The sequence below is a fragment of the Herbaspirillum rhizosphaerae genome (genome assembly GCF_001189965.1).
Taxonomy (GTDB): domain Bacteria; phylum Pseudomonadota; class Gammaproteobacteria; order Burkholderiales; family Burkholderiaceae_D; genus Herbaspirillum; species Herbaspirillum rhizosphaerae.
The window spans coordinates 68,178-91,098 of record NZ_LFLU01000015.1 but is presented as its reverse complement, the minus strand read 5'-3'; the positions used below and the strand labels follow the sequence as shown (position 1 = coordinate 91,098).

At 62.4% G+C, this 22,921-nt stretch carries 22 protein-coding genes; 11 read left to right on the top strand and 11 right to left on the bottom strand.

The window, feature by feature from the left end; all coding sequences use genetic code 11:
* Window positions 1-232: 232 nt before the first annotated feature.
* The 5 genes from AKL25_RS18425 (at window position 233) to AKL25_RS18405 (ending at window position 3,250) form a co-directional block, all read left to right on the top strand.
* Window positions 233-529, top strand: coding sequence for a DUF3649 domain-containing protein (locus AKL25_RS18425; protein ID WP_050479166.1), 297 nt, complete (start codon window positions 233-235; stop codon window positions 527-529).
* Window positions 526-2,172: a PepSY-associated TM helix domain-containing protein gene (locus AKL25_RS18420; RefSeq protein WP_050479165.1), complete on the top strand. Its 1,647-nt coding sequence runs from the start codon at window positions 526-528 to the stop codon at window positions 2,170-2,172. Before AKL25_RS18425 ends, AKL25_RS18420 begins: the two co-directional genes overlap by 4 nt.
* Complete coding sequence (locus AKL25_RS18415) at window positions 2,169-2,531, top strand: DUF3325 domain-containing protein (protein ID WP_050479164.1); 363 nt, start codon at window positions 2,169-2,171, stop codon at window positions 2,529-2,531. Before AKL25_RS18420 ends, AKL25_RS18415 begins: the two co-directional genes overlap by 4 nt.
* Before the next feature lie 190 nt (window positions 2,532-2,721).
* Window positions 2,722-2,967: a type II toxin-antitoxin system ParD family antitoxin gene (locus AKL25_RS18410; protein ID WP_050479163.1), complete on the top strand. Its 246-nt coding sequence runs from the start codon at window positions 2,722-2,724 to the stop codon at window positions 2,965-2,967.
* On the top strand, window positions 2,960-3,250 hold the full coding sequence (locus tag AKL25_RS18405) for a type II toxin-antitoxin system RelE/ParE family toxin (protein WP_050479162.1): 291 nt from the start codon (window positions 2,960-2,962) through the stop codon (window positions 3,248-3,250). The genes AKL25_RS18410 and AKL25_RS18405 overlap by 8 nt, the downstream gene beginning before the upstream one ends.
* Before the next feature lie 30 nt (window positions 3,251-3,280).
* On the opposite strand, the gene AKL25_RS18400 is transcribed toward AKL25_RS18405, so the two are convergent.
* The 10 genes from AKL25_RS18400 to cuyB form a co-directional block, all read right to left on the bottom strand.
* On the bottom strand, window positions 3,281-3,787 hold the full coding sequence (locus AKL25_RS18400) for a hypothetical protein (RefSeq protein ID WP_050479161.1): 507 nt from the start codon (window positions 3,785-3,787) through the stop codon (window positions 3,281-3,283).
* Window positions 3,788-3,887: 100 nt separating this feature from the next.
* Window positions 3,888-4,676: a GntR family transcriptional regulator gene (locus AKL25_RS18395; protein WP_050479160.1), complete on the bottom strand. Its 789-nt coding sequence runs from the start codon at window positions 4,674-4,676 to the stop codon at window positions 3,888-3,890.
* Between the two features lie 30 nt (window positions 4,677-4,706).
* Complete coding sequence (locus AKL25_RS18390) at window positions 4,707-6,332, bottom strand: gamma-glutamyltransferase family protein (RefSeq protein ID WP_050479159.1); 1,626 nt, start codon at window positions 6,330-6,332, stop codon at window positions 4,707-4,709.
* Window positions 6,333-6,397: 65 nt separating this feature from the next.
* Complete coding sequence (locus AKL25_RS18385) at window positions 6,398-7,354, bottom strand: ABC transporter ATP-binding protein (RefSeq protein WP_050479158.1); 957 nt, start codon at window positions 7,352-7,354, stop codon at window positions 6,398-6,400.
* Between the two features lie 10 nt (window positions 7,355-7,364).
* Window positions 7,365-8,336, bottom strand: coding sequence for an ABC transporter ATP-binding protein (locus AKL25_RS18380; protein ID WP_050479157.1), 972 nt, complete (start codon window positions 8,334-8,336; stop codon window positions 7,365-7,367).
* Between the two features lie 12 nt (window positions 8,337-8,348).
* On the bottom strand, window positions 8,349-9,245 hold the full coding sequence (locus AKL25_RS18375; protein ID WP_083444775.1) for an ABC transporter permease: 897 nt from the start codon (window positions 9,243-9,245) through the stop codon (window positions 8,349-8,351).
* An 8-nt stretch (window positions 9,246-9,253) separates the two neighbouring features.
* Entirely contained in the window at window positions 9,254-10,192 is a 939-nt protein-coding gene (locus tag AKL25_RS18370; protein ID WP_050479156.1) for an ABC transporter permease, read from the bottom strand.
* Window positions 10,193-10,287: 95 nt separating this feature from the next.
* A complete protein-coding gene (locus tag AKL25_RS18365) occupies window positions 10,288-11,796 on the bottom strand; it encodes an ABC transporter substrate-binding protein (RefSeq protein ID WP_050479155.1) in 1,509 nt (502 codons plus the stop codon).
* 402 nt (window positions 11,797-12,198) lie between these two features.
* Window positions 12,199-12,450: a hypothetical protein gene (locus AKL25_RS18360; protein WP_157050695.1), complete on the bottom strand. Its 252-nt coding sequence runs from the start codon at window positions 12,448-12,450 to the stop codon at window positions 12,199-12,201.
* 5 nt (window positions 12,451-12,455) lie between these two features.
* Window positions 12,456-13,943: a cysteate racemase gene (gene cuyB, locus AKL25_RS18355; protein ID WP_050479153.1), complete on the bottom strand. Its 1,488-nt coding sequence runs from the start codon at window positions 13,941-13,943 to the stop codon at window positions 12,456-12,458.
* A 226-nt stretch (window positions 13,944-14,169) separates the two neighbouring features.
* On the opposite strand from cuyB, the gene AKL25_RS18350 reads away from it, so the two are divergent.
* From AKL25_RS18350 to AKL25_RS18335, 4 genes are all read left to right on the top strand, one after another.
* Window positions 14,170-15,105, top strand: coding sequence for a LysR substrate-binding domain-containing protein (locus AKL25_RS18350; protein WP_050479152.1), 936 nt, complete (start codon window positions 14,170-14,172; stop codon window positions 15,103-15,105).
* Between the two features lie 222 nt (window positions 15,106-15,327).
* The gene (locus AKL25_RS18345) at window positions 15,328-16,866 is read left to right on the top strand and encodes a methyl-accepting chemotaxis protein (RefSeq protein ID WP_050479151.1); all 1,539 of its coding nucleotides are present in this window, start codon (window positions 15,328-15,330) and stop codon (window positions 16,864-16,866) included.
* Window positions 16,867-17,148: 282 nt separating this feature from the next.
* Window positions 17,149-18,348, top strand: a complete 1,200-nt coding sequence (locus AKL25_RS18340; protein WP_050479150.1) for a threonine ammonia-lyase — start codon at window positions 17,149-17,151, stop codon at window positions 18,346-18,348.
* Between the two features lie 27 nt (window positions 18,349-18,375).
* Complete coding sequence (locus tag AKL25_RS18335) at window positions 18,376-20,214, top strand: peptide transporter (RefSeq protein WP_050479149.1); 1,839 nt, start codon at window positions 18,376-18,378, stop codon at window positions 20,212-20,214.
* A gap of 17 nt (window positions 20,215-20,231) precedes the next feature.
* Here the strand turns inward: AKL25_RS18335 and AKL25_RS18330 are convergent, their stop codons facing one another.
* Window positions 20,232-21,341: a GGDEF domain-containing protein gene (locus tag AKL25_RS18330; protein ID WP_050479148.1), complete on the bottom strand. Its 1,110-nt coding sequence runs from the start codon at window positions 21,339-21,341 to the stop codon at window positions 20,232-20,234.
* A 549-nt stretch (window positions 21,342-21,890) separates the two neighbouring features.
* Between AKL25_RS18330 and AKL25_RS18325 the strand changes: the two genes are divergently transcribed.
* Together AKL25_RS18325 and AKL25_RS18320 are read left to right on the top strand one after the other, a co-directional pair.
* Window positions 21,891-22,454 carry an RNA polymerase sigma factor gene (locus AKL25_RS18325; protein WP_050479147.1) on the top strand — a complete coding sequence of 188 codons (564 nt, stop codon included), beginning with the start codon at window positions 21,891-21,893 and terminating at the stop codon, window positions 22,452-22,454.
* Window positions 22,455-22,512: 58 nt separating this feature from the next.
* Entirely contained in the window at window positions 22,513-22,896 is a 384-nt protein-coding gene (locus AKL25_RS18320; protein ID WP_050479146.1) for a hypothetical protein, read from the top strand.
* The last annotated feature ends 25 nt before the right edge of the window (window positions 22,897-22,921 follow it).

Sequence of the window (22,921 nt, the reverse complement as noted above, 5' to 3'; positions counted from 1 at the left end):
ATTGTTTCACAAATTGCGGGAAAGCAGGAATCTGCAACATTAGTTCCAGGAACAGCTTTCCGGATTGCGCCTTGCCGGCAGAGGAAGATGACAATTGAAATAAGAATTGTTATCATCTGTGAATTCTTCGCCCTTATCCGGCAATACAAACCCTTGCCCATCGTCGGTCCCGCTCCACGGATCGCAAGCAGGCGGCGCCCCTCCGCCCGACTGCCCTACCCGCTACTGAACAATGAACCTGAATCCCGCACTACGTTACCGCTTTGCCGTCGCTTCGCGCGCCGTGGCCGCCATCGCCGGCGGCTATGCGCTGGCCGCGACCGCCGCCGCCCTGCTTGCCGTTGCGCTGCCCATGGCGCCCGCCGAAGCGGTGATCGCTGCCACGCTGACGTCGTTCATCGTGTTTTGCTGCGCGGTGCTGTGGGTGTTCGCCGCGCGCACGGCGTGGCGCGCCTGGGCCGGCATCGTGTTGCCGGGCGCGCTGCTCGGCCTTGCGCTGTTGATGATGACGCCGCGGAGCATGGCATGAGAGAAGGTTTTCGCCAATCGATGGCATGGCTGCATACCTGGGCCGGGCTGCTGGTGTGCTGGGTGCTGTTCCTGGTGTTCTGCGGCGGTACGGCGTCTTATTTCCGCGAAGAGATCACGCTGTGGATGAAACCCGAGCTGCATGCTTCGCACAGCGCGGCTGTGACCAACGACCAGGCTGCGCAAACGGCATTGAGCGCGTTGCAACGCAAGGCGCCCGACGCTGCGCGCTGGTTCATCACGCTGCCGGTGGAGCGCAGCACGGCCTTGCGCATCGGCTGGATCAACCCGCCGGCCAAGGACGCGCCGCCGAAAACGCGCGGCAAGTTCACCAGCGAAGTCATCGATCCCCTGACCGGTGAAAAAATGCCGGACGTGCGCGAAACGCGCGGCGGCGAATTCCTCTATCGCCTGCACTTCGACCTGCATTACATGCCGCCGCTGTGGGCGCGCTGGATCGTCGGCTTTTGCGCGATGTTCATGCTGGTGGCGATCGTCAGCGGCGTCATCACGCACAAGCGCATCTTCAAGGATTTCTTCACCTTCCGTCCGAAGAAAGGCCAGCGCTCCTGGCTAGACGCGCATAACGCCACCGCCGTGCTGGCCCTGCCCTACCACCTGATGATCACCTATACCGGGCTGGTGACGTTGATGTTCCTGTACATGCCGTGGGGCATACAGACCGCCTACAAGGGCGACCAGGACAGCTTCTTTGCCGAAGTTTTCCCGAGCGCCAAGAACGGCAAGCCGGCCGGCAAAGCGGCGCCGCTGACGCCGCTGCAACCGTTGCTGGCGCAAGCCGAACAGCATTGGAACGGCATCCCTGCGGTCGGCATCACGATCAACCATCCGGGCGACGCCAACGCCACCATCCAGATCCGCCGCCGCGAGGAAAAAGGCTTGAACTACATCCAGCCGTCGATGCAGTTCAACGGCGTCACCGGCGCGCTCATGAGCAGCGACGGTGAAAATGTGGGCGGCGCCAACGCCACGCGCGGCGTGCTCTATGGCCTGCACATCGGCCACTTCGCCAACCCGCTGCTGCGCGCGCTGTTCTTCTTGTGCGGTCTGTCTGGCTGCGCCATGGTGGCGACCGGCGCACTGCTGTGGGCGGTAAAGACGCGCCAGGGCTACGCCAAGAAGCTGGCACAAGGCGGCAAGATCGGCTTCGGCCTGCGCCTGGTGGAAGCGCTCAACATCGGCGCCATTGCCGGTCTGCCGATTGCGTTTGCAGCCTACTTCTGGGCCAACCGCCTGTTGCCGGTAGCGATGGAAAAACGTCCCGACGCCGAGATGAATTTGTTCTTCCTCGCCTGGGGCGTCGCCGCCGTGCTGGCGCAGATCCGTCCCGACCGCCGCATGTGGCAATGGCAGTTGTGGACCGGCGCCCTGCTCTTCATGGGCATCCCGGTGCTGAATGTTTTCACCACCTCGTCGCATCTGGGCGTGACGCTGTTCATGGCGCAAGGTCCATGGCCGGTGGCCGGTTTCGACCTCACCGTGCTGGCGCTGGGCATCGGTCTGGCGTTTGCAGCATGGCATCTGGGACGCAAGAAAAAAGCGGAAAAGAAGATTGGCAAAACGCAGTTGCGCGATGACGCCAACAACGATGCCGACCGCGCCGGATTGCAGGAGGCGGCATGACGAATTTGATTCCCCTGCCCTTCCTGGCGACGCTAGCGCTGGCCTATAGCGCCTGGGTGGCGCTGAGTCTGGCGATGGATCGCCACTACGCCGACATCCACGGCCGCGGCGCCGAACCGGACGCGCTGCTGCGCAAGCGCGGCCGCTGGCTCGGCACGCTGGCATTGACGGCCGCGTTCGCCGTCTGCGTGCGGGAAAGCGGCTGGGGCATCGGCCCGGTGACCTGGCTAGGCGCCATGACCGCCGCCGCCCTGCTGCTGGTGCTGCAGCTTTGCTATGCGCCGCGCTCGGTGCTGCGTACGGGGAAGCTAGCGGTGTGGCTGGCCGGCCTGCTTACCCTCGCGGCATTAGTAGCCTGACTTTAACGGTTGAGGCGAGTCTCCCAGTTCGAACTATCAGGTAATTCTTGATAGTTCGAACTTCTGCCAAAACGTATGCATCGAGCGACAATTTCAACGCCCGCAACTGGCATTTTGGGCAAGTGTGCGCAATAATGCACCAATAGTGTGATTTTTGTCGCACCATTGATACCTACCGGGAGATTGCCTCATGGGAACCGTGCGCAAAACCATTACGTTGACGGACAAGCAGGATAGCTGGATCAAGGCACAGATTGACGCTGGCCACTATACAAACGACAGCGAATACATCCGTGATCTGATACGACGTGAACAGGAACGCAGTGTCGAGCTTGAGGCTATCCGGGCCGCGCTGATCGAAGGCGAATCCAGTGGGGAACCCCGCCCATTCGACGTCGGCGCATTCAAGCAGAGAATGTCAGCCAAGCATGGCTGAATACCGCCTTGCGCCTGCCGCCGAGCGTGACCTGGAGGCGATATGGACTTATACCCGCATGAAGTGGGGCGCCGAGCAAGCGAATCGTTATACGGACATCATGACGACGGCCTTTGATGAGTTGGTACAGGCGCCTCAGGCAGCGCCGGCATGTGACCATATTCGCCCCGGTTATCGTCGCCGAAGCGTGGGGCGGCACATGATCTATTTTCGTGTCACGACCTATGGGATTGCAATCGTTCGGATACTGCACGATCTGATGGATGTCTCCCGACATCTTTGATTGCAGCGGCAGGATCCGGCACTGCGCCCGCTATGCAGCCGGAACCTGCATCGATGTCTCCCGCCGCCCCAGCCACAACACCTGCAGCGTCGCTCCCGCCAGAAACAACACCACCAGCCCGCCGGTCAGCATCTTCAGCAGCGGATCTTCGGCGTTCGCAAAAAGCGGCGCGCCGACCGGCAGGCGTGTGCCCGTCTCGGTCAATGCCGGGATGAAGTGAAACAATACCGTAGCCGAATACGCCACCATTTCCACATAGGCGCTGCGGCGGCCGAACCAGGTGGTCTTGATGGCGGCCTGCGCGATTCCCAAAGTAATCAGCGTGATGATGGCAAGCACATGCGGCTTGCCGAAACCGCCGTGCTGGAAGATGCCCAGCGAGGTCAGGCAAGTCAGTACGGTGGCATGCACATACAGTCGTCCTGCCCCGGTGGCGTAACGGATGCGGTATTCGCGTGCGAGGATGATCAGGGCGGTGACGACGGCCACCAGAGCGATGGCCGTGTGGATGATGCCGAGCGAGGTTAATCCGAGCATGTCTTTCTCCTTCTTGTGATGTGGCTGACAACAACGATGATTGCTGGCTACAAATCAGGACGTACAAAGACAATGCTCGCAAAGCGACGTACACAGCGGTTCAGAATGAACGCATGACCCTCACGGTGACATACGGCAGGCGTTCGGTAGCGGCGGAAGCACGCGCGCTGTGCAGGCGATGCAAGGTAATCTGGTTGACTTCCGCATGGCTGCCGTCGATGTGTTCCGTTATCAGTCTGACAGCTTCATCTCCGGCGCGGGCGTCGATTTGCGCAAGAATAGCAGCATGCTCGTCGTAAGTCGATCCGACGCAATCGCCGTAGACGAAATCCAGCCGCCGCACGATGCGGATGCGGTCGGTGAGGCGGTCGAAGGCGCTGGCCATTTCCTGGTTGCCGGTGGCGCGCACCAGCGTCTGGTGAAAGCATTCGTCGAGCGCCGCCACGGCACGGCCGTCGCTGAGACGCTGTTCCGGCGGCACGCACCAATCGGCTTTCAGCGCGTCGATCTGCGCCATGTCGATGCTGCGTTTTCCGGCCTCCGGCGGCGCGCACAAACGTGTGACGGCATGCACTTCGATCAGCTGGCGCAGCTCGTACAAGTCGGCGAAGCGTTTGAAATCCATCGGCACCACTTCCCAGCCGCCGCGCACATAGCCCTGCATCAGGCCGTCGCTCTGCAGCCGTTGCAAGGCTTCGCGCACCGGCGTGCGCGAGACTTTGAAGTAAGCGGCGACTTCGGTCTCGGTGACCTGGTCGCCGGGCAACAGGCGCATTTCAAAAATGTCTTCACGCAGACGCGCGTAGACATACTCCGGCAAGGAGGCCTTGACCGGCTCTTCGGCAACGCTGTCGCTCTGGTTCAGCGACGGATCGGGTGAGGCATGCATGGGCGCGTGGCCTTATCAATAGGAGTGGGTCTACCAGGCCGCGACGCAGCCGTCGGTGCGCGGCTCGGTGCCGCCGCACAGCACGCCGTTGGCGTCGCGCCAGATGATCTGGCCGCGGCCGAAGCCGAGCTGGTTGCCGGACCAGCTGACCTGATGGCCCAGGCCGGCCGGGCCGAGGCCGCGGAACAGATGTTCTGCCGTGGTGTGCTCGATGCTGACCTTGTTGCCGCTTTCCCATTCCCAGCGCGGCGCGTCGAGCGAGGCTTGCGGGTTGAGGCCGAAGTCGACCGTGTTCATCACCATCTGCACGTGGCCTTGCGGCTGCATGAAGCCGCCCATCACGCCGAACGGACCGATCGCCTGGTTGTCCTTGGTGAGGAAGCCCGGGATGATGGTGTGATACGGACGCTTGCCCGGCGCCAGGCAATTCGGATGTGCAGCGTCGAGCGTGAAATTGTTGCCGCGGTTGTGCAGCGAAATACCGGTGCCCGGCACCACCAGGCCCGAACCGAAGCCCATGTAATTGCTCTGGATGAAGGACACCATATTGCCTTCATTGTCGGCGGTGGACAGATACACGGTGCCGCCGCGCGGCGGATCGCCGGCCACCGGCAGCGTGGCGTGCGTGCCGATCAGCTTGCGGCGCTCGTCGGCGTAGGCGTCCGACAGCAAATCCTTGACCGAGACGCGCATGTGGTCGATGTCGGCGATGTGCGCCAGGCCGTCGGCGTAGGCCAGCTTGATCGCTTCGATCTGGCGGTGATAGGTTTGCAGCGTATCGCGCTCGCTGAAGTCGAAGCCCTTCAACATGTTCAGCGCCAGCAGGGCGACCAGGCCGTGGCCGTTCGGCGGGATTTCCCAGACGTCGTAGCCGCGGTAGTTGGACGAAATCGGGTCGACCCATTGCGGACGATAGTTGGCCAGATCCGCCACGTCCATATAGCCGCCCGCAGCGCGGATAAAGGCTGCGGTCTTCTCTGCCAGCGCACCCTGATAGAAGCTGCGCGCGTTGTCGTCGGCGATCGATTGCAGCGTGTTGGCGTGACCTTGCGAACGCCACATTTCACCGGCCTGCGGTGCGCGGCCGGAGCCATCAAGTGCACCGAACGTGTCGAACCACGATTTGAAATGATCGTCCTTGAACTCGCGCGTGAAGGTCTTGTAAGCCTGTTGCCAGGCGAAGGCCACCACCGGCGAGATCGGGAAACCGTCCTGCGCCAGGCTGATGGCGCCGGCCATCGAACGCGTCAGCGGCATGCGGCCGAAGCGCTCGGCCATGGTCACCCAGGCCGACGGCGTGCCGGGCACGGTGACGGGCAGGGCGCCGTATTTCGGCACTTCCTTGTGACCGGCGGCGGTCAGCGCATCGAGTGACATCGCCATCGGCGCCGGACCGCTGGCGTTCAATCCGTGCAGTTGTCCCTTGTGCCAGATCAGCGCGAAGGCGTCGCCGCCGATGCCGTTGGCGGTTGGCTCGACCACGGTCAATGCCGCGGCAGCGGCGATGGCCGCATCGATGGCGTTGCCGCCCGCCTGCAGCACTTGCAGACCGGCTTGCGCGGCCAGCGGCTGCGAGGTCGCGACCATGCCGCGGTTGGCGAAGACTGCGCTGCGGCGCGAGGCGTAGGGATAGTGATTGGCGTTGAAGGTTGGCATGAGGTGCTTTCGTATTTTCTGGTCTTAACGAAGGATGAATTCGAAGGATGAATTTAACAAATGAGTTAGCGGTACAGATGACAGGCAACGTATTCGCCCGGCGCGGTTTCGACGCGAGGCGGTGTTTCGGTTTTGCAGACATCCATGCAGGACGCGCAGCGCGGATGGAAATGGCAGCCGGCCGGCGGCGACGCCGGATTGGGAATGCCGCCCTTGAGCACGATGCGCTCGCGCACCTGATCCGGATGCTCGCGCGGGATCGCCGACAACAGCGCCTGCGTGTAAGGATGTTTGGGCGCGCTGTAGACGCTCTCGCAGCTGCCGTACTCGACCATGCGGCCGAGGTACATCACGCCGATGCTGTCGCTGACGTGGCGGATCACGGCGAGGTCGTGTGAGACGAACAGATAGGTGAGGGCGAATTCCTTTTGCAGCTCTTGCAACAGGTTCAGGATCTGCGCCTGGATCGACACGTCCAGCGCCGACACGGCTTCATCGGCGACCACCAGTTTCGGCCGTGTGATGATGGCGCGGGCGATGCCGACGCGCTGGCGCTGGCCGCCGGAGAACTCATGCGGATGGCGGCCGGCATAGGCCTGGCTCAAACCCACGACATCGAGGATCTCGGCGACCTTGCGCTTGCGCGTGGCGCGGTCGAACAGACCGTGCACGATCAGCGGTTCTTCCAGTACTTCGCCGATGGTCATGCGCGGATTGAGCGAGGCGAACGGATCCTGGAACACCATCTGCATGTTGCGGCGCATGCTGCGCAGGGCAGTGGAAGACATGGTGGAAATTTCTTCGCCCATGAAGTTGACGCTACCGGCAGTCGGTTCGATCAGGCGCAGCACGCTGCGGCCGGTGGTCGACTTGCCGCAGCCGGATTCGCCGACCAGGCCGAGCGTCTTGCCTTCGTCGATGGAGAACGAGACATCGTCCACCGCCTTGACCGGCGCCGCGCCGCGCTTGCCGGAAGCGAAATGTTTTTTCAGTCCGGAGACCTGGAGCAGGGGAGCAGTCATCTCAGCCTCTTCAATTCGGATACCAGCAACGCGCCAGATGGCCGTCGCTGACTTTGTCGAGCGTCGGCGCATCGGTGATGCAACGCTCCTGCGCCTTCGGACAACGCGCCGCAAAGCGGCAGCCGAATTCCACCGAACCCGGCAAGGGCACCGAACCGGGAATCGCTTCCAGCGGCTCGCCGGGGGTGGCGTCGAGGGCAGGGCGGGCGCGCATCAGCGCTTGCGTGTAAGGATGGGCGGGCGCGTCGAACAGGTCGCGCACGCTGCTTTGCTCGACCACCTGGCCGGCATACATAACGACCACGCGGTCGCACATTTCCGCCACCACGCCGAGGTCGTGCGTGATCATCAGGATCGCCGTGCCGTGCTCGCGCTTGAGTTCACGCATCAGGTCGAGAATCTGCGCCTGTATCGTGACGTCGAGCGCGGTGGTCGGTTCGTCGCAGATCAGCAGGCCGGGATTGCACAGCAGCGCCATGGCGATCATCACGCGCTGGCGCATGCCGCCCGACAGGCTGTGCGGATAGTCGTTGACCAGCTGCTCGGCGCGCGGCAAACCCACGCGCTGCAGCATGGCGATGACTTGCGCGTCGATCTGCTTGCGGTTGAGATCGCTATGCACGCGCAGCATCTCGCGCAGCTGGTCGCCGATGCGGTGCAGAGGATTCAGCGAGGTCATCGGCTCCTGGAAGATCATCGCGATCTCCTTGCCGCGCATGGCGCGCAGGGTGGCGTCGTCGGCTTCCAGCAGATTGCTGTCGGCAATGCCGTCGTTGTACTTGATGACGCCGCTCAGCTGCGCCTTGCTGGCCATCGGGAACAACCGCAGGATGGACAGCGCGGTGACGCTCTTGCCGCAGCCGGATTCGCCGAGCAGGCCGACGGTTTCGTTGGCGCCGACCGAGAACGAGACGCCGTCGACCGGCGCGACGCGCTTGCCGTTGCGGACGAATTCGACTTTGAGATTATTGACTTCCAACATGGCCGGTTCTCTTTAACGATATAACTTGGGATCGAACACTTCGCGGATGCCGTCGCCGAGCAAATTGAAACCCAGCACCACCGCAAAGATCGCCACGCCGGGCCACAGGGCCAGCGTCGGGTTGGTGTTCAGATAGCCTTGCGCGATGTGCAGCATCGAGCCCCAGCTCGGGTCTTCCGGCTTGGCGCCGAGGCCGAGGTAGGACAAACCCGCTTCGGCGATGATCGCCGAACCCATCGCAAAGGTCGCCTGGATCACCAGCGGCGCCATCGCGTTCGGCAGCACGTAACGCCACATGATGCGCAAATGCCCGGCGCCGACCGAGCGCGCCGCCATGACGTAATCGAGATTGCGGATGCTCAGCGCCTGCCCGCGCGCCAGACGGATGAAGGCCGGCGCAAAGCCGATGCCGACCGCCACCATGGCGTTGTAGAAACCGCCGCCCAATGCCGCTGCCAGCGCCAGCGCGAGGATCAGCGAAGGAAAGGCTTGCAGCGCGTCGACGATGCGCATCACCACCCACTCATCCCAGAAGCCGCGGAAGTAGCCGCTGGCAATGCCGATCGGCACGCCGATGCAGAACGCCAGGCCGACCGCGATCAGCGCCGCCTGCAGCGAGATGCGCGCGCCGTACAGCATGCGTGAAAAGATATCGCGGCCGAGATCGTCGGTGCCCATCCAGTGCATCGCATCCGGGCCCGACAACAAGTTGCCGTAGTCCTGGTCGAAGATCGGGTCGTTGGTGGCCAGCAGCGGCGCGAAGATCGCCACCAGCACCAGCAACAGGATGATGGCCGCGCCGACCACGGCCAGGCGATTGCCGGCAAAGCGGCGCAGGCCGGTGAAACGTTGCTGGCGCGGCAAAGCTTCTGCGCCGGCCGGGTTTTTCTTGATGATGACTTGATCCATGTCTGTCCTCATTTCGCAATGCGCGGATCGATGATGCTGTACAGCACATCCACCACCAGGTTGACGATCACCACCATCAGCGCCGCGGCCAGCACGCCGCCTTGCACCATGATGTAGTCGCGCTGGAAGATGGCGTCCACGATCATCTTGCCCATGCCGGGAATGCCGAAAATGCTCTCGGTAATCACCAGCCCGCCGAGCAGGCCGGACACCATCAGGCCGCTGGCCGTCACCACCGGAATCAGCGCATTGCGCAGCGCGTGGCCGATCACCACTTGCCAGTCGCGCAGGCCTTTGGAGAACGCGGTGCGGATGTAATCTTCATTGAGCACTTCGAGCAGGCTGCTGCGCACCATGCGCATCAGGATCGCCGATTCGCGCAGACCGGTGGCCAGCACCGGCATGCACATCGCCGCCAGGTTGCCGCGCCAGTCTTCGGTGAACGGTACATAGCCCGAGGCCGGCAGCCAGCCGAGTTTGACCGCGAACAGGATGATGAACATCATGCCCAGCCAGAAGTGCGGCACCGACATGCCGAACAGCGCCACCAGCGTGCTGAAATAATTGGCAATGCCGCGCGGACGCACCGCCGCCATGATGCCGGCCGGCACCGCGATCAGGATGCCGACGGCGAAGCTGCCGAGCGCCAGTTCGATGGTCACCGGCAGGCGCTGCATCAGCACGTCGATGACCGGCGTGCGGTCGATGAAGGAACGGCCGAGATCGCCGTGCAGCACGCCGGCCAGCCAGCGCCCGTATTGCAGGTAAAGCGGATCGTCGAGACCGAGTTGTGCGCGCAATGCCAGCGCGGCTTCGGGCGTGGCTTCCTGGCCGAGGATGGCAGTCACCGGATCGCCCGGCAGGATCGCCAGCAGGGAAAAGATCACCATGCTGACCAGCAGCAGGGTGGGGATGACCAGCAGGATGCGTTTAAGTAATGGAGACATGGGCAGCAGCGCCGTGACAAATGGGGACCTTCATTGCAAGCACATCACCGCCGTCGTCCTGGCCAAAATCAGGACGACGGCGAATGAGACATGCCTTATTTCGCCAGCGTCGCCGTGCGGATCACGCCGTCCGGCACATACCGGAAGCCCTTGACCGCCTTGGAGATGCCGAACAGCACGTTGTCGTGGTTCAGATAAATGTAAGGCACGTCTTTCACCAGAATCTGCATGGCCTGGTCGTAGACGGCCTTGCGCTTGGCCTCGTTGCCTTCCAGGCGCGCTTGCTGCAGCAGGTCGTCGACTTCCTTGGTGCCGTACTTGGAGTAGTTCAGCGAACCGTTGGTGACGACGAAGTCGTAGACGTTCTGGTCCGGATCGGGACGACCGCTCCAGCCGACGAAGATGGCTTCAAAAGTACCGGCTTTACCCGACTCGATCTGAGTGGCCAGCTCGGCTTTTTCCAGCGTGACGGTGATGCCCGCCGGACGCAGCATGCCCTGGATCATCTGGCCGACTTGCGACTCGTACGGCGTGGTCGGCAAGGTCAGCTTGAAGCTGAAACCGGCTTCCTTGCCTGCCGCCTTGAGCAAGGCCTTGGCGCGCGCCACGTCGACTTTCGGCGGTGTATCGGCGTCGCCGTGTGCAAATTGCGCCTTGCTGAACGGCGAATGGCTGGCGGCGACGGCACCGTTGTAGACCACCTTGGCGATGGCGTTGCGGTCGATCAGGATGTCGACGGCTTCACGCACTTCCTTCTTGTCGAACGGCGGCTTGGAGGTGTTCAAGTAGAAGCCGCGGAAACCCAGTGAAGGCTTGTTGATGACGGCGTACTTGGCGCCGGCTTCGATGTTGGTGATTTCCTTGTACGGAAAACGATTGGTGATGTCGACCTGGCCGCTGCGCAGATTGTTGAAGGCGACATTGACGTCGCTCATGATCTTGTAGGTCACGCCGTCGGCTTTCGGCAGGCCGGCTTGCCAGTAATGCGGATTCTTTTCCAGCGTGATGGTGGCGCCCTTGAGGCGGCCCTTGTAGATGAAGGGACCGGTGCCGACCGGATTGTTGACGTAGTCTTCACCGAACTTCTTCACGGCATCCGGCGAGGACATCATGCCGGCGCGGTCGGTCAGGATGGACATGAACGGCGCGAACGGCGTCGTCAGTTCCAGCTTGACAGTGCTGTCGTCGACCACGGTGATTTGCTTGATGTACTTGAGTTCGTTACGGCGCAGCGAGTTTTTCTCTTGGCCGCGCAGCAGGTTGAATTCCACCGCCTTGGCGTTGAACGGCGTGCCGTCCTGGAATTTCACGCCCTTTTGCAGATACAGCGTGTAAGTCTTCTGGTCGTCGGAAATGGTCCAGCGCTGCGCCAGCATCGGCACGATCTTGCCGTTTTCATCCAGATCGACCAGCTTGTCGAAAATGCTTTGATACACCATGCGCTCGGCGATCATCGACGATTGCGTCGGATCGAGCTTGCCCGGGTCGTCGTCGAGCGAGATGTTGATGGTGGCCGCGACAGCGGCACAGGACGTTGCCGTCAGCAGACCGGCCGCAAGCAGTTGCTTGAAAAGACGTTGAAGCGGGAGAAATGACTGGTTCATCGTTGTTCCTTTAAATGTAGGCACCAATGTATACATCAAAGTAGACATGCATTTATCGTGCCATATCCGAAGAAGAAACGGCAGGACAAAGCGCTTGGAAACAGTTATTTCTGCTTTAAAAACAACGATTTATCAAAGAAGTCGGGAAGACTTTGGAGCGTTGCGACGCACAAGAAAACCTTCTGGCAAGGTCGATTCTTGCTGTGCAGCATGCATGGTTTCGGGAGAAGTAAATCGAAGGAAAGCCCGGCCGTGGTGCATCACCCGCGCCGGCAGCCGGAGGGCTACACTGAAATGGTGCGGAGCATTTTTTGCATCACGGCAATATAGCAACGACTACGGCGAGGGCCGCCGTATAAAGATGCGGAAGATCAGCCGGCCCGCGGGCACGGCTTCAGGCAATCACTGCGACACGGTCTTGCGCGCAAGCACCTGCGCCGTCGCCTGCCGCCAGCGCCAGCGCGAATACATGCGATTGAACAGTTGGGCGTATTCGAGCGCTTCGGCCTGGTCCAGCGTACCCGTTTGCGCCAGGGTGCGATAGCGCACGACGACCGGATCCGCATGGCCGCTGCGTGTGCCGCGGGTCAATTCGTTCCGCAAAAATTGCCGGAACTGCGCCATCTCCGCCCGCCGCGCTGCGATCTCCTTCACGGCGCTCAGACCGCCTTGCGGGCGACAGGGCTGGCCAGGGCCACGCATTTGCGGGCGAGGATTTCGGTCGGGTCGAGCACCGGCACCTGCTTGCCGCCGATATCGAACTTCTCGTCCTGCGCAATCAGCAATGGCAGCTCGGTGCAGCCGAGCACGATGACGTCGGCGCCGTTGGCGACCAGATAGGCGATCGCGCGTCTGAGCTTGGCGCGCACTTCGTCGTTGATGACGCCGGCCTTGACGCCTTGCGCGCCGTAGATGACGTCCATGACGACGGCCTGATGTTCGGCGTCGGGCACGATCATGCTGAATTTGCCGCGCGCGCCGTTCTGGTCGAGGGTCTGCTGATAGACGCGGCTGGCGATGGTGCCGGAGGTCGCCAGCAGGCCGATGCAGCTTTTGTCGCCGTGGCGCTGCGCGATGTAGTTGACGGTCTCGCTGAGCATGTTGACGATCGGGATCGAGAGATAGGCCTGGATGCGTTCGACGAAAGCGTGCGCGGTGTTGCAGGGGATCGCGATCATGTCGGCGTTGTCGTTCTCCAGACGCTTGCAGGCGGCGTAGATGGCGACGGTCGGGTCGGCGCCTTCGGCGATCAGGTTCTCGGTGCGGTCGGGAATCTTCGGGTTGTGTTCGACCACCAGTTTGATGTGGTCCTGGTCGCGCGCGGCGGGGGTGTTTTTGATGACCTTTTCGATGAAGTCCACCGTGGCCGCCGGGCCGACGCCGCCTACCACGCCGATCTTGAACGAGCGGCCGATCTGTTCGGCCTTGAAGCTCAATGCCGATTCCGCATAGATCTGGTTGGTGTCGATGATGGGAATGCCGCGCGCGCTGAGCGCTTCAGCCACGGTCGAAATCTCGGTCATGCCGGGCACGATCACCTGCGCGCCCTGGTCGAGCAGATCCCTGCAAGCGCGGTACAGCAAATCGATCGATTCGCCGTCGAGGTAGCCGTTCTTGATGCCGGTGGTGCCGTACACCGCGCGCATCAGGCAGGCGTGCTGGATGGCGGCGGCGGGGTAAAGCAGTTGCACCTCGTCTTCACCGAAATACTTTTCGAACAAGCCCTTCTTGCGCACATAACTGGAAGTCAGGATGCCGATCTTCTGCAGCTTGGGCAGGCGCTGCGCCAGATGACGGCGGATGGCGGCGACCATGTCGATCACCGGGATGCTGATCTCGGCCTGGACCTCGTCGAGGAAGGTATGGCTGATGAAGCAGGGCAGCAGCACGGCGCTGCTCTTGCGCTCTTCAAACTCGCGCAGCATGTCGAACACGTAGAGCTTGCGCGCATTGGTCTGGGCGTTCTCGGCGCCGGCCATGTCGATGTCGTCGAAAGCCTGCTGCCCGAACTGGACCTTGATGCGCTCCTGCGGCGCGGCCTTGGCGGCGACCTTGGTCATTTTGGCGTAGAGGTCGGCGCTGCCGATGGCGCCGAGACCGCCGATGACGCCGACCGACATGGCGCGCTGGATTTGTTCGACTTTCATGATGGCTGTTCCGCAGATCCCGAGAGGTTGTTCACTGTGCTGAGGATAATCGTTACAGGGCGCGAGACTATGCAAAGTAGTACGGTGGTTATGTCGCTGCGGCATAGTTTGTGGAAAACACCGCCGGGCGGGACTTTTCACGCCCGGTGCTTGCTGTTATAGATGCATCATTGCGTTGCGTATCAATATGAGCGCACACCTCAGACTTGCAGCAAAGGGAAAGCAGATGGACATCAAGTGGATAGAAGACTTCCTCAGCCTGGCGGCGACGCGCAACTTTTCGCGCTCGGCGGATCACCGCAACGTCACCCAGCCCGCCTTCAGCCGCCGCATCCGCGCGCTGGAAGCCTGGATCGGCGCCCAGCTGGTCGATCGCAGCACCTATCCGCTGACGCTGACGGTGGCCGGCAAGCTGTTCAACGACGCCGCCTCGGAAGCCATCAAACTGCTCACCGATGCGCGCAACCAGTTGCGCAGCGAACACACCGCGCACAACATGCTGCGCGTGACCGCCGGCCATTCGCTGGCGCTGAGCTTCTTTCCCGAGTGGCTGGACAAGCTCAACGCCGCCTCCAACGACAAGACAGGCATCAGTGCGCGCATCACCGCCACCAACATCCACGATTCGGTGCTGGCGCTGACCGAGGGCGAGTGCGACCTGCTATTGTGTTTTTATCATCCCCAATTGCCCATCCTGCTCAACCCCGACCAGTATGAATACGTGTCAGTCGGCAGCGAGCGCGTGATCCCGGTGTCGGCGCCGGACAAGAGCGGCGCGCCGCAGTTTCGCTTGCCCGGCAGCAAGAGCAAGCCGACCAGGCTGCTGGCTTATCCGGCGGCATCCTTCCTGGGCCGCGTGATGGAACTGATCCTGGCCCATGCGCCGCAAGCGCCCGGCCTGCTCACCAGCTACGAATCCGACATGGCCGAGTTGCTCAAACGCATGGCCCTCAACGGCCACGGCCTGGCGTGGTTGCCGCAGCGTTCGGTGACCGATGAGCTCGAAGACGGCAAGCTGGTGCCGGCCGGCGGCGAGGCCTGGTCGCTGGAGCTGGAGATCCGGGTATTCCGCTCGCTGCAAAACAAGCGGCCGGCGCTGACCAGGCTGTGGGAGACGCTGCTGGCGTCCTCCGCCGACGCACCAAAATCGTCCACACCGTAGCCCCGGCCGAGTCCATCCTGACTGCACGCTGAACATTCCGCCATCGCGTGCTTTTTCCTCAAGTCCGGCATCGTCTCATCCGTTAATGCAAGGATGCGCATCGGTTCGCTCCCGATCTGCCTGCCATTCTCAACAGCCGGCCACAAGCCGCGCCTGATAAATACGATACGATGGCAGGCAACGCGGCGGGCTGCGCCTAACGAGAGGGATAGGGATAGGACAATGAAAAATCTAAAGATTGGTACGCGGCTAGGCATCGCATTTGCAGCACTGCTCATCCTGATGAGCGTCATCACCGGCATCGGCGTCTGGCGCCTGCAGTCGGTCGGCAGCCTGACCGATTACATGGTCAACAACGCCCTGGCCAAGGAGCGCCTGGTCAACGCCTTCTACAAATCGATCGAACTCAACGTCGGCCGCATCGTCGCCGCCGCCAAGAATGCCGATCCGGCACAGCAGAAGTTCTACAAGGATGAAATCATCGCCACGATTGCCCGCAACAACGGTTACGTGAAGCAGATGGAAGAGCAGATCCAGGATCCCGAAGGCAAGGCGCTGCTCAATGAGATCAATGAAAATCGCAAGATCGTGATCGCCGACAATACCGCGGTCTTCAAGGAAAAAGACGCCGGCAATGAAGACGCCGCCCGCAAGATCGTCGAGGAAAAGCTGATGCCGGATAGCAAGCGCTACCTGGCTGCGATTGAAAAACTTTCGAATCGCCAGAGCGACGCCATCACCCAGCTGACGGTTCAGGTGGACGGCGTGTTCCGCACCGCGCGCACGCTGATGATCGCCCTCGGCGCCATCGCGCTGATCGGCGGCATTGTGCTGGCGATCGCCATCACCCGCTCCATCACGCGGCCGCTGGTGAAGGCGGTGGACGTCGCCAGCCGCGTGGCGCAGGGCGACCTCGGCACCCAGATCAAGGTCGAATCGCGCGATGAAACCGGCCAGCTGATGGCCGCGCTCAAAGGCATGAACGACAACCTGGTCAATATCGTCGGCCAGGTGCGCACCGGCACCGACACCATCGCCACCGCGTCGGCCGAAATCGCCAACGGCAACCTCGACCTGTCCTCGCGCACCGAGCAGCAGGCCGGCTCGCTGGAAGAAACTGCCGCCGCCATGGAGCAGCTGACCTCCACCGTCAAGCAAAACGCCGAAAACGCCCGCCAGGCCAACCAGCTGGCGGCGTCTGCGTCCGAAGTCGCGATCCAGGGCGGCAGCGTCGTCGGCCAGGTGATCGACACCATGGGTTCGATCAACGATTCGTCCAAGAAGATCGTCGACATCATCAGCGTGATCGACGGCATCGCCTTCCAGACCAACATCCTGGCGTTGAACGCAGCGGTGGAAGCCGCGCGCGCCGGCGAACAGGGCCGCGGCTTTGCCGTGGTGGCGTCGGAAGTGCGCAGCCTGGCGCAGCGCTCGGCCTCGGCCGCCAAGGAAATCAAGGAGCTGATTACCGACTCGGTGCAAAAGGTCGACAGCGGCAGCAAGCTGGTTGAAAACGCCGGCGCGACCATGGGCGAAGTGGTCGCCAGCGTCAAGCGCGTGACCGACATCGTGGCCGAAATCAGCGCCGCCAGCACCGAGCAGAGCACCGGCATCGAAGAGGTCAACCGCGCCATCGTGCTGATGGACGAAAGCACCCAGCAGAACGCCGCGCTGGTCGAAGAAGCCGCCGCCGCCGCGCGCGCCATGCAGGACCAGGCCGCCCAGCTGGCGCAGATCGTCGGTATTTTCAAGCTGCACTGAGCCTGCGTCTGTCGCATCTGTTTTGTCGCCGTCGTCCCAGCGAAGGCTGGGACCCAGTGTCGTGAAGAACGTCGATACGACGCTGGGTCCTGACTTTCGTCAGGACGACAGCGATGCAAACTGTGCAAAAAAGGAAGCGCGTTTCAACGCCTGATCGAACTGCATCGGCCTGCAGTCCTCCGCGGAAGGCTGCGGAAACCACGTATAAATACATTCCCGCAGCCGCCGTCTCTCTGGCTACAATGTCTGCTCCCTGTTTTTGTGCAGACTTGAGCGGACCGTATGATCACCATCGAAGACATCCAGCGCGCAGCCGCGCGCCTGCAAGGCCAGATTCTCAACACGCCGTGCGTGGAATCGCGCACGCTGTCCGACATCGTCGGCGCGCAGGTTTTCCTCAAGTTCGAAAACCTGCAATTCACCTCTTCCTTCAAGGAACGCGGCGCCTGCAACAAGATGACCGACCTGGCCGCCGGCGGCACGCGCGGCGTCATCGCCATGTCGGCGGGCAACCATGCGCAAGGCGTCGCCTATCACGCGCAACGCCTCGGCCTGCACGCGCTGATCGTGATGCCGCGCTTCACCCCTGGCGTCAAGATCGAGCGCACGCGCGGCTTCGGCGCCGAGGTGGTGTTGCACGGCGACACCCTGGAAGAAGCGCGCGCCCACGCCTTCGCCCTGGCGCAGGAACGCGGCCTGACCTTCGTCCATCCTTTCGACGATGAAGCCATCATCGCCGGCCAGGGCACGATCGCGCTGGAAATGCTGGACGCCGTGCCCGACCTCGACATGCTGGTGGTCGCCATCGGCGGCGGCGGCCTGCTGGCCGGGATGGCGGTCGCGGCACGCGCGCGCAAACCCGACATCGACATCGTCGGCGTGCAGGCCAAGCGCTTTCCCTCCATGGTCAACGCCATTCAAGGCACCACCCACGCGCTCGGCAGCAGCACCATCGCAGAAGGGATCGCCGTCGGCACGCCGGGCGTACTGACCCGCGAAATCATCGCGCGCGAAGTCAACGACCTGCTGCTGGTCGACGAAGGCGATATCGAACAAGCCGTGCTCATGCTGCTGGAAATCGAAAAGACCCTGGTTGAAGGCGCCGGTGCTGCCGGTCTGGCGGCGATGATTCGTCATCCGGAGCGCTTCCGCGGCAAGCGCGTGGGCATGGTGCTGTCGGGCGGCAATATCGATCCGCTGCTGCTGGCCGCGATCATCGAACGCGGCATGGTGCGCGCCGGGCGTCTGGCGCGGGTACGCGTGTCAGCCCGCGACGTGCCGGGCGTGCTGGCGCGCATCACCGCCACCGTGGCCGAAGCCGGCGCCAACGTCGACGAGGTCCATCACCAGCGCGCCTTCACCATGCTGGCGGCACAAAACGTGGATATCGAACTGGTGCTGCAGACGCGCGGACGCGATCATCTGGCGCAGGTGCTCAATGCGCTGCGCGAAGCTGGGTTCGAAGCCGAAGAACAACATTAAGAAAAGACAGGAACCGAGGGAAGAGACATGGGTTTTTCGCTGGAGAATTTTGAATACCTGGCCTATTCGCGCCAGCATGAAGCCGCGGCGCGCGAGCTGATGGATTTGCTGTCGGGGCTGGACAGCAACTACGGCCTGCCGGGTGAAAATTTCAGCGCCAAACCGCTCAGCAGCGTCTTGCCCAACGAGCTGAACGACCACGTGGTCACGCGCATCGCGGCGGCGATTTCCTGCCTGTTTGCCGACAGCGAATTCCAGTTCTCCCAGCTCGGCTTCGGCCAGATGATACTGATGCATCGCTGGCTGTCGGGCCTGTTCGCTGCCAGTCCTTTCCGCAACGCCGACCATGTGGTGCGCGCCTGGAATATCCGCGGCAAGGGCAACCTGCGCGAAGTCGAGATCGGCAACCGCGACCTGATCAAATTCTGCCTGCTGTATTCGCCCGAGTCCGAGATCCCGATGGATCTCGACGCCTTCTGGGCACACGACAAGGTGCTGGTCGCCAACCTCTGCCTGGCGCTGTTGTCGCCGCGCCTGCTGGCCACGCCGGTGGCGTATGAGAAGCGCGAACAGATCCTGCCGTGGCTGTCGCGCCGGCTGGAGCAGATCGACGACCTGGCGCAGCTGCCGGCCGGCATCCTGCATGACGTCTACATGCATTGCAGCTATGCGCGCCGCGCCGACAAGCACGACATCAAGAAACCGATCAACGCGCTGCTCAAGCGCAGCATCGCGGCAGCGGGGCTGACACCCTTGAACACGCCGGTGAAAATTGATGGCCCGGACAAGCCGGTGCTGCTGGTGGTGGTGGAATGGTTCAGCGCGGCGCATTCCATCTATCGCACCCACTCGCGCACGCTGGAAGCGGCGCGCGAGCTGTTCCACCTCGTCGGCATGGGCTACGGCAAGACCGTGGACGAGGCCGGACGCGCGGTGTTCGACGAGTTCATCGAGATCGGCGCCGGCGAGGTCCAGCAGCAGCTGGCGCAGATCCGCGGCGTGGCGCAGGCGAAGTCGGCGCAGATCCTGTACATGCCGAGCGTGGGCATGTTTGCGCTGACGATGTTCCTCAGCAACCTGCGCATCGCGCCGGTGCAGGCAATGGCGCTGGGCCACCCGGCCACTTCGCATTCGCAGGAGATGGATTACGTCGTGGTGGAAGACGACTACGTCGGCGACCCGGCCTGCTTCAGCGAACAGCTGCTACGCCTGCCCAGCGACGGCATGCCTTATCGCGCTTCGGCGCTGGCCAATGAACTCGATCTTCCCAGGCAGATCCGCGAAACGCCGGAAGTGGTGCAGATCGTGGTGGCGTCGACCACCATGAAGCTCAATCCGGATTTCCTTCTTGCCTGCCAGCGCATCCTGCGCGAGGCGAAGAGCAAGATCCATTTCCACTTCCTGATCGGGCAGGCGCAGGGCATGCTGATTTATCCGCAGGTCAAGCGCGTGATCGGCCAGTTCCTGGGCGACGCCGCGACGGTGTATCCGCATCAGCACTACAGCGCCTACATGCAGGTGATCGCGGGTTGCGACATGTTCATCAACCCGTTCCCCTTCGGCAATACCAACGGCATCATCGACACCGTGAGCGCCGGTCTGGTCGGCGTGTGCAAGACCGGACCCGAAGTGCATGAGCACATCGACGAAGGCTTGTTCGGACGATTGAAGTTTCCGCAGTGGCTGGTGACGCCGACGGTGGATGACTACGTCAAGGCGACCGTCAGGCTGGCCGACGATCACGCCTTGCGCAATCAGTTGCGGCGTGAGCTGACCGGGGTCGATGCGGTGCAGACCATCTTCCAGGGACGTCCCGAGATCATGGGACAGATGCTGCTGGAAGCATTGCGGTCGAAGGCGTCCTAGCGCGCCGGGATTGCAGGTCAGTCGCGCTTGTCCGCTTCGCGGCGGCTGCGCTTGCACAGATACATGGCCTGATCGGCGCGCGCCAGCAGCGTGGCGAAATCGCAGGCTTCTTCCGGCTCCAGCGTGGCGATGCCGACGCTGACCGTCACCATGCCGTTCGGCCACTGCGCCGTGGTCAGCATGGTCTGAATCCGGTCCACCACCAGTTGCGCGCCCGCTTGCGGCGTATTGGGCAGGATGATGGAAAACTCGTCGCCGCCGTAGCGCGCCACGAAGTCGCTGGCGCGCAGCGGCATGCGCAGCAGCTCGCACAGCAGATTCAGGATGACGTCGCCGGCCGGATGGCCGTAGGCGTCGTTGTATTGCTTGAACTTGTCGACGTCGATCATCAGCAGCGACAAGGCGGCGCCGCTGCGGATGTGGCGCGACCATTCTTCATGCAGGCGGCGGTCGAACCCGCGGCGGTTGCCGACGCCGGTCAACGCATCGGTGAGCGTCTGGCGCTGCAGCTGCTGCATGTCGCGATGCATTTCCAGCTGTTCCATGAACTGCTGCGCCAGCAGGCGCAAGCCGTCGCGCTGATGCGGCGTCAAACGGCGCGGCGTGCGGTCGAGCACGCACAGGGTGCCGATCAGTTCGCCGTGCTGGTCGCTGAGCGGGATCGCGGCGTAGAAGCGCGCCTCGGGCACGATCTTGCGCATAGTCAGATCGGCGCAACGGCTGTCGAGGTTGAGGTCGCCGATTTCGGTAATGCGGTCGGGTGTGGTGACGGCGGTTTCGCACAGGCTGAAGTCGGCGGTGCTGCAGACCACGCTCGATTGCCCGGCAAAACGCCACCATTGGCGGCGCCGGTCGACGCCGCTGTCGAGCGCGACAGCGGCCGTCATCGTCAGGGCGCCGCGTTCGGAGCAGTCGAATTCGCCTTGCAGCTGCGACACCATGGCGATCGGGGCATCGCACAGCAGGCCGGCCAGCGAGGTGATGTTCCACAGCAGTCGGCCCAGGCGTTCGTCGGGCTCGCTCATGGGATGGCCGGGAAGGCACAGCGACACGGTTGCTCCCGCACCGCCGCTGAGGCCGATGCCGAAACCGTGTTTATCGCTGACGTCCGTCCGTACAACTGCCATCGCCGATTTTCCTGTTGTTATAGATACAGCTCTTGATTCCGCCCCTGAAATACCGCACTTTAATCAGAGAATGTAAAACGAACCGGCGCAACTGTACATCCCCCAAATGCGCTACAGACACATTTAATAGGAAAGCCTGAGTAAAAACACAACGCTGCGCGCCCGAACCGTAACAACATCGACAACATTCATGGCAACGTCGACAACAATCGGACGCAAAGCCGCATCCAATCTGCTCTTCAGGATTTTCGAAAAAAGCCTGACAGGCACGGATATCGACTTCGTTGAGGATATAGACGACGATGACTTTGCTGTGGACGCGCGATTTATTCCCTTAAAATGATGCACCGTTTGCACTCTGAAACCTCAAGCAAAGTTGAGGCCGGGGAATCAGGGACCAGCCGCCATGCTGCCGCTGAAACAGAAGCGCGGCGAATGATTCTCCTGCGGCAACCTGACCTTGCCCGATCGCCGCTACGATCAAGAACGCCGTCTTCAGATTATTTCACCATCCGCACAATATCCGCCGCTGTGATCCGTCTTCACAGCATGGAACCGACGATGGCTCAAAACGATAAACACATCACCGACACCGTCCTGCGCGAGCGCGTACGGCTGCGCAATTTCATTCGCACGCGGGTGCCCGACCCGAGCGAGGCGGAGGACATTTTGCAGGATGTGTTTTTCGAGCTGGTGGAAGCCTGCCGCCTGCCCGAGCCGATCGAACAAGTCGGCGCCTGGCTGTTCCGCGTGGCGCGCAACCGCATCATCGACCGCTTCCGCAAGAAGAAGGAACAAGCCCTGCCGGACGCCTTCGCCGATGCGGACGAAGACGACGACGGCTGGCTGGAACAATTGCTGCCCGACACCGACGCCGGCCCGGAAGCCGCCTATGCGCGCTCGATGCTGCTGGCCGAGTTGCAGGACGCACTGGAAGAACTGCCGCCCGAGCAGCGCGAAGTTTTCATCGCGCATGAACTGGAGCGGCGCAGCTTCAAAGAACTGGCAGCCGAAAGCGGCGTGAGCATCAACACGCTGCTGGGCCGCAAACGCTACGCGGTGCTGCATCTGCGGTCCCGCCTGCAAACCCTATACGATGAATTCAACATGTGAACACATTGTTGAATTCAATTCTTGGCTCACTGCCAACTCACCTCGAATGGAGAAAAAAATGAACGGCCCCATGCATTGCAAACGAAAATTCTGGAAGATCCTGGTCTTCATCATCGCCGGCGTCGCCGCACTCGGCTTTGTCGTCATGTCGCTGTGGAACTGGCTGATGCCGTCCCTGTTCGCCGGCGCGCACCAGATCGACTATTTGCATGCGCTGGGCTTGTTCGTACTATGCAAGATCCTGTTCGGCGGCTTCCGCGGACGCGGCTGCCATCATGACCGGCGCCATCGCTGGGAACAGATGAGCGAAGAAGAACGCCAGAAATTCAAGGAAGGCATGCGCGGCTTCGGGCGGTTCCGCGGCGGCTGGCATCGCGGCGCTGCGGACAGCGCGGACGTCAAAGAAAACAAAGAACCGCCGCAGGCGCCCGGCAGCGTTTAAACCGCCGCCATCACATCAACGCCAG